Source organism: Leptotrichia sp. (genome assembly GCF_057270615.1).
Window position 1 is genome coordinate 1 of sequence record NZ_DBHIXN010000082.1, and the last position, 5,871, is coordinate 5,871.

Sequence of the window (5,871 nt, forward strand, 5' to 3'; positions counted from 1 at the left end):
CGTGTGGTTTGCTTCTTTCGAATTTAGCTTTTGCCATTTTAATTTTTCCTCCGTTATTTCTTTAATTTTAGTTTTTTAAGATTTTATTTTTATTATTTACCTTGTCTTTCATCAATTACTTGTTGAGCAATATTTTTTGGAACTTCTACATATTTTTCAAATTCCATTGAGTAAGATGCTCTTCCTTGTGTTTTTGATCTTAAATCAGTTGCATAACCGAACATTTGTGCTAAAGGTACTTCTGCATCAATAATTTTTGCATTATTTCTGTCAGTCATTCCTGAAACTTGTCCTCTTCTTGAATTTAGATCTCCAATTACATCTCCCATATATTCTTCTGGTGTTGTAACTTCAACTTTGAAAATTGGTTCCAATAATACTGGATTTGCAGCTCTTAGAGCTTTTTTAATTGCCATTGATCCAGCAATCTTAAATGCCATTTCTGATGAATCGACTTCATGGTAAGAACCATCATACAATGTAACTTTTACATCTTGAACTGGGTATCCTGCAACAACCCCAGCTTCTAATGCTTCTTGAATTCCTTTATCTACTGCTGGGATATATTCTCTTGGAATAGCTCCTCCAGTAATTTCATTGATAAATTCATATCCTTTTCCGTGATTAGCTTCAACTTTCATCTTAACATGTCCATATTGTCCACGTCCTCCAGATTGTTTAGCATATTTTTCTTCAACATCTGTTGTTCCATTAATTGTTTCTCTATAAGCAACTTGTGGTTTACCAACATTTGCTTCCACTTTGAACTCACGTTTCATTCTATCTACGATGATTTCCAAGTGCAATTCTCCCATTCCTGAAATCAATGTTTGACCAGTTTCTTGGTTAGTTGTAACTTTAAATGTTGGATCTTCTTCAGCCAATTTAGATAATGCTGTTCCCATTTTTTCTTGGTCAGCTTTAGTTTTTGGCTCAACAGCTATTTGAATAACTGTGTCTGGGAATTCCATTTTTTCCAATATGATAGGAGCATTTTCAGCACATAATGTATCTCCAGTTGTAGTATCTTTCAATCCAACTGCAGCAGCTATATCTCCAGAGTAAACTATATCAAGTTCTTCTCTCTTGTTAGCATGCATTTGAAGCAATCTTCCCATTCTTTCTTTTTTACCTTTAGTTGAGTTTAATACATAAGATCCTTTTTCTAATACTCCTGAATAAACTCTAAAGAATGATAATCTTCCAACAAATGGATCTGTGATAATTTTAAATGCCAATGCTGAGAACGGTTCATCATCTGAAATTGTTCTTTGAATAGGTTCTTCAGTTTTAGGATCAGTTCCGTTTACTTTACCTTCGTTAATATCTACTGGTGATGGCATATAAGCAACTACTGCATCAAGTAATGGTTGGATACCTTTATTTTTAAATGCTGTTCCACATAAAACTGGTACAACAGTTCCTGCTATTGTAGCAACTCTTAATGCTTTTTTGATTTCTTCTTCAGTAATTTCTTCTCCACCAAAGTATTTTTCCATTAATTCTTCATCAGTTTCAACTACAGATTCTATCATATGTTCTCTTGCTTCTTCAGCTTTTTCAGCCAATTCTGCTCTAATTTCAGTAATATCGTAGTCCGCACCCATAGTTTCATCTTTAAACAAATATTCTTTCATTGTTACTAAATCAATAATTCCTTCAAAATCATCTTCAGCACCAATTGGTAATTGAATTGGTACACCGTTTCCACCTAATTTTTCTTTAATATCGTTTACACACATATTAAAATCTGCACCGACTCTATCCATTTTATTTAAAAATGCCATTCTTGGTACGTTATATTTATCTGCTTGTCTCCAAACAGTTTCTGATTGCGGTTGAACTCCATCAACTGCTGAAAATACTGCAACAGATCCATCTAATACTCTTAATGATCTTTCTACTTCAACTGTAAAGTCAACGTGACCTGGTGTATCTATTATGTTAATTCTATGTCCATTCCAGAATGCTGTTGTTGCAGCTGATGTAATTGTAATTCCTCTTTCTTGTTCTTGTTCCATATAGTCCATCGTAGCAGCTCCTTCGTGAACTTCTCCGATTTTATGATTTACTCCTGTATAGAACAAAATTCTTTCAGTTGTAGTTGTTTTTCCGGCATCTATATGTGCCATGATACCAATATTTCTAGTATCTTTCAAAGCAACTTTTCTTGCCATTTAATTTTTCCTCCTTATTTTGTAAACTTCTTTAAAAGAAGCATGTGTAAACTGCTCTAAGCTTTCAAAACTAGAGCTTCTTGGAAAATATATTTACCAAGCACGTTGGATAGTTCCTACCCTGATTATTATATTTTTATAATTCAATTCTGAAAAAATGAATTTTGTAAAAATATAAATATCAAATATTTTTTAATACTCAATATTTTATTAAGCAAATTTAAGATTACCATTTATAATGTGCAAACGCTCTATTGGCTTCAGCCATTTTATATGTATCTTCTTTTTTCTTAATTGATCCACCTTCATTATTGGCAGCTGCAATTAATTCTTTTTTAAGTTTAGCAACCATTCCGTATTCTTTTCTTTCTCTTGTATATCTAACTAACCATCTAATTGCAAGAGTTTGTTGTCTTTCTTTTCTAACTTCAACTGGTACTTGGTAAGTTGCCCCTCCGATTCTTCTAGATCTTACTTCTAATTGAGGTCTTACGTTTTCCATTGCTCTTCTGAACACTTCGATTCCTTCTTCTTGAGTTTCTTCAGTTATTTGTTGCAATGCTGAATAAAAAATATGTTCAGCTAATGATTTTTTCCCATCTTTCATTAATCCGTTAATGAATTTAGTTACTACTTTATCGTTAAATTGAGAATCTGGTAATACATCTCTTCTTTCCGCTCTTCTTCTTCTTGACACTTAATTGTCCTCCTTACTTTTTTAAAAATTAATTACCCTTTTTTCGCTCCGTATCTTGATCTACCTTGTTTTCTGTTTACAACTCCTGCTGTATCTAATGCTCCTCTGATTATTTTATATCTAACCCCTGGCAAATCTTTTGTTCTTCCTCCTCTTAAAAGAACGATACTGTGTTCTTGTAAGTTGTGTCCGATTCCTGGAATATAAGCAGTAACTTCGATTCCATTTACTAATTTAACCCTTGCTACCTTTCTTAAGGCTGAGTTCGGTTTTTTAGGTGTAGTTGTATATACTCTTACACAAACCCCTCTTTTTTGTGGATTACCTTTTAATGCAGGTGATTTTTTCTTTTTTTCAGTTGTACTTCTACCAAATCTTACTAATTGATTAATAGTAGGCATCTTTTTCCTCCTCTCAAATTTCTTTGATTTATATATTTATTCTCGCGTTATTTTTCAAAACTAAAACTTTTTATAAAGCTCATTTCTTCAATCTATATTTGATAAAGCTGCATTTGATAAAGTTCTTAATTTTATTATTTTTTCAAATTACTTTATCAAACATAAGTGCATACTTATTTTAAGTATATCGATTTACTCTAAAATTCACTTCAAATATATTATTTTTAACAAAAAATATATTTTTTAAAATTTAGTTATGAGTTCTAACCTAATTATTTTATACTATAAAAGCCCTTTTGTCAAGGGCTATAAAGATTTTTATTTAATATTTTTCAGATGACTAAAATTTAACAAAAAACATGGTTTTATTTTTCTTTTAAAATTTTTCTTACTATTTCTCTGTCATCAAAATGTGTTTTCTTATTTCCGATTATTTGATAAGTTTCATGCCCTTTTCCTGCAATTAAAAGGCTATCTCCCTTTTGAAGAAGTCGCATTCCGTATCTTATAGCTTTTTCTCTATCGGCAATAATTATATATTTGTCAAATGGATATTTTTCAGCAATAAGTCCTTTTTCTATATCTGCCAAAATTTTTACAGGATTTTCTGTACGAGGGTTATCTGATGTTAAAATAATATAATCGCTAAATTTTGTTGCTGCTTTTGCCATTTTTGGACGTTTATCATGATCTCTGTCACCACCTGCGCCAAATATTGTAATTACTTGATTATCTGTAATTTGCTTCAAAGTTTTTCCAATATTTAAAAGTCCATCATCTGTATGTGCAAAATCTACTACGATTCTTGCTTCCAAATTATTTTTTATTGTTTCAAATCTTCCTGGAACTGAAGACATTTCCTGTAATTTTTTGACAATAAAGTCCATTTTTTCTCCAAGTGATAACGCACAAGCAACACAACCAAGAACATTATACAAATTATATTCCCCAACTAACTCTATTTCAAATTTATATTCTTCACCCTTCTCCTTACTTTTTACGAAATTTCTTTTTTCAAAGTAATTATTTAAGTTTATTTTTATTTTCATTCCATGATTTGTATAGTTTAAAATATCTCCCCATACATCAGCTTCTTCATTTTTCACGCTTATAGAAATATAGTCATTGCCTTTATCTTTTTTTTCAGAATAAATTCTCTCTCCATATTTATCATCAATATTGATTATTCCTACTCCATTATTATTTTTATCATTTCTTAGCATTGAAAATAATTTTTTCTTGGCATTAAAATAGTTTTCCATAGTTTTGTGAAAATCAAGATGATCTTGTGTTAAGTTTGTAAATATTGCAGAATCAAATTGAAGCATATCTACACGCCCAATTTCAAGAGCATGGGAGCTAACTTCCATTATAAAGTAATCTGCACCTTTTTTTACACTTTTATCTATTAATTTTATCAGTTCCAATGATTCCGGAGTTGTATTAACCGTTTGAAACTCTTCATCTAAAATACGGTTTCCAGTAGTTCCTATTCTTGCTGTTTTTTCTAAAATATTTTCCAAAATAAAACTTGATGTAGTCTTTCCATTTGTCCCTGTAATTCCAATAATTTTTATTTTGTTTTGCGGATATCCATAATAATTTGATGCAATTATCCCTAATTTTTTACGTATATTTTCCACTTGAACAAAAGTTACAGAACTGGCATTTTCATATTCCTTTGTATTTACATCTTTTTCACAAATAATCATCTTAGCACCACTATCAATGGCTTTTTGAATAAAATTATGCCCATCTGCAACGCTTCCTGTCATTGCTACAAATACAAAATCCGTTTCAATTTTTCGTGAATCATACTCAATACCCCTAATTTCAAAATTTTCACCCTCTTGAAGCAACTTGTAATTTACATCTTTAAATATTTTATACATTTTCACATACTCTCCCTTTTCCAAAAATCTTATAATTCTAAAATTTTTAATACTATATTTGAAACCTTCGTGAACTGCTCCCGCTTTTAGAAGCAGGAACTTCTTGGGAAGTATCTGCTTTTGCTAGCCAAATATATTTACCAAGCTCTTTGGGCAGTCCCTGCCCTGTTTTTTTATTTCCTAATATTTCAACATTTCTTTTCTAACATCTCTTATATTCAATGCTGCATTATAATCTCTATCAATCTCAATTCCACAGCACTCACGTTTATAACTTCTTTCTGATAATTTCAATCTCTCTTTAACTTTTCCACATTTACTGCACGTTTTCGACGATGGAAACTACTTATTTTAAACTAAGCTTTAAATTTATTAAATTTATTTAGCTTTTATTAATCTGATTTTTAAGAGATCTAAAAATATCTTATAATATATTTTACCACTTTAACTAAAAAAAATCTAGAAAAAAAGTTGTTGACAAATTTAAAAAAATACTGTATAATTTCATTCGTAAGTTTACTTTTATTTAAAAGTATGCCTTGGTGGCGAAATCGGTAGACGCACAGGACTTAAAATCCTGTGGGAGTTTATCCCGTGCCGGTTCAAGTCCGGCCCGAGGCACCACTTACTTAATAAAAGTCTTTCATTGTCGCGGGATAGAGCAGCATGGTAGCTCGTCGGGCTCATAACCCGAAGGTCGTTGG

At 31.1% G+C, this 5,871-nt stretch carries 4 protein-coding genes, 1 tRNA gene and 1 pseudogene; 1 reads left to right on the forward strand and 5 read right to left on the reverse strand.

All coding sequences use genetic code 11. From position 1 onward, the window contains the following. Positions 1–92: 92 nt before the first annotated feature. The 5 genes and pseudogenes from fusA to ACO409_RS09990 form a co-directional block, all read right to left on the reverse strand. Complete coding sequence (gene fusA / locus ACO409_RS09970) at positions 93–2,177, reverse strand: elongation factor G (protein WP_485556881.1); 2,085 nt, start codon at positions 2,175–2,177, stop codon at positions 93–95. 226 nt (positions 2,178–2,403) lie between these two features. Next, complete coding sequence (rpsG, locus tag ACO409_RS09975; protein ID WP_018451569.1) at positions 2,404–2,874, reverse strand: 30S ribosomal protein S7; 471 nt, start codon at positions 2,872–2,874, stop codon at positions 2,404–2,406. 32 nt (positions 2,875–2,906) lie between these two features. Beyond that, positions 2,907–3,275: a 30S ribosomal protein S12 gene (rpsL, locus tag ACO409_RS09980; protein ID WP_006806098.1), complete on the reverse strand. Its 369-nt coding sequence runs from the start codon at positions 3,273–3,275 to the stop codon at positions 2,907–2,909. 365 nt (positions 3,276–3,640) lie between these two features. Then, on the reverse strand, positions 3,641–5,167 hold the full coding sequence (locus ACO409_RS09985) for a UDP-N-acetylmuramoyl-L-alanyl-D-glutamate--2,6-diaminopimelate ligase (protein WP_485556883.1): 1,527 nt from the start codon (positions 5,165–5,167) through the stop codon (positions 3,641–3,643). 180 nt (positions 5,168–5,347) lie between these two features. Next, positions 5,348–5,509 (reverse strand): annotated as a pseudogene (locus ACO409_RS09990) (zinc ribbon domain-containing protein); the annotation flags it as partial. 194 nt (positions 5,510–5,703) lie between these two features. On the opposite strand from ACO409_RS09990, the gene ACO409_RS09995 reads away from it, so the two are divergent. Continuing rightward, positions 5,704–5,791: transfer RNA gene (locus tag ACO409_RS09995), tRNA-Leu, on the forward strand. Positions 5,792–5,871 lie beyond the last annotated feature (80 nt).

What these genes read in the sequence shown, in the direction of transcription:
- fusA (WP_485556881.1), bottom strand. Translation starts at nt 2,177, where the DNA reads ATGGCAAGAAAAGTTGCTTTGAAAGATACTAGAAATATTGGTATCATG.
- rpsL (WP_006806098.1), bottom strand. Translation starts at nt 3,275, where the DNA reads ATGCCTACTATTAATCAATTAGTAAGATTTGGTAGAAGTACAACTGAA.
- ACO409_RS09985 (WP_485556883.1), bottom strand. Translation starts at nt 5,167, where the DNA reads ATGTATAAAATATTTAAAGATGTAAATTACAAGTTGCTTCAAGAGGGT.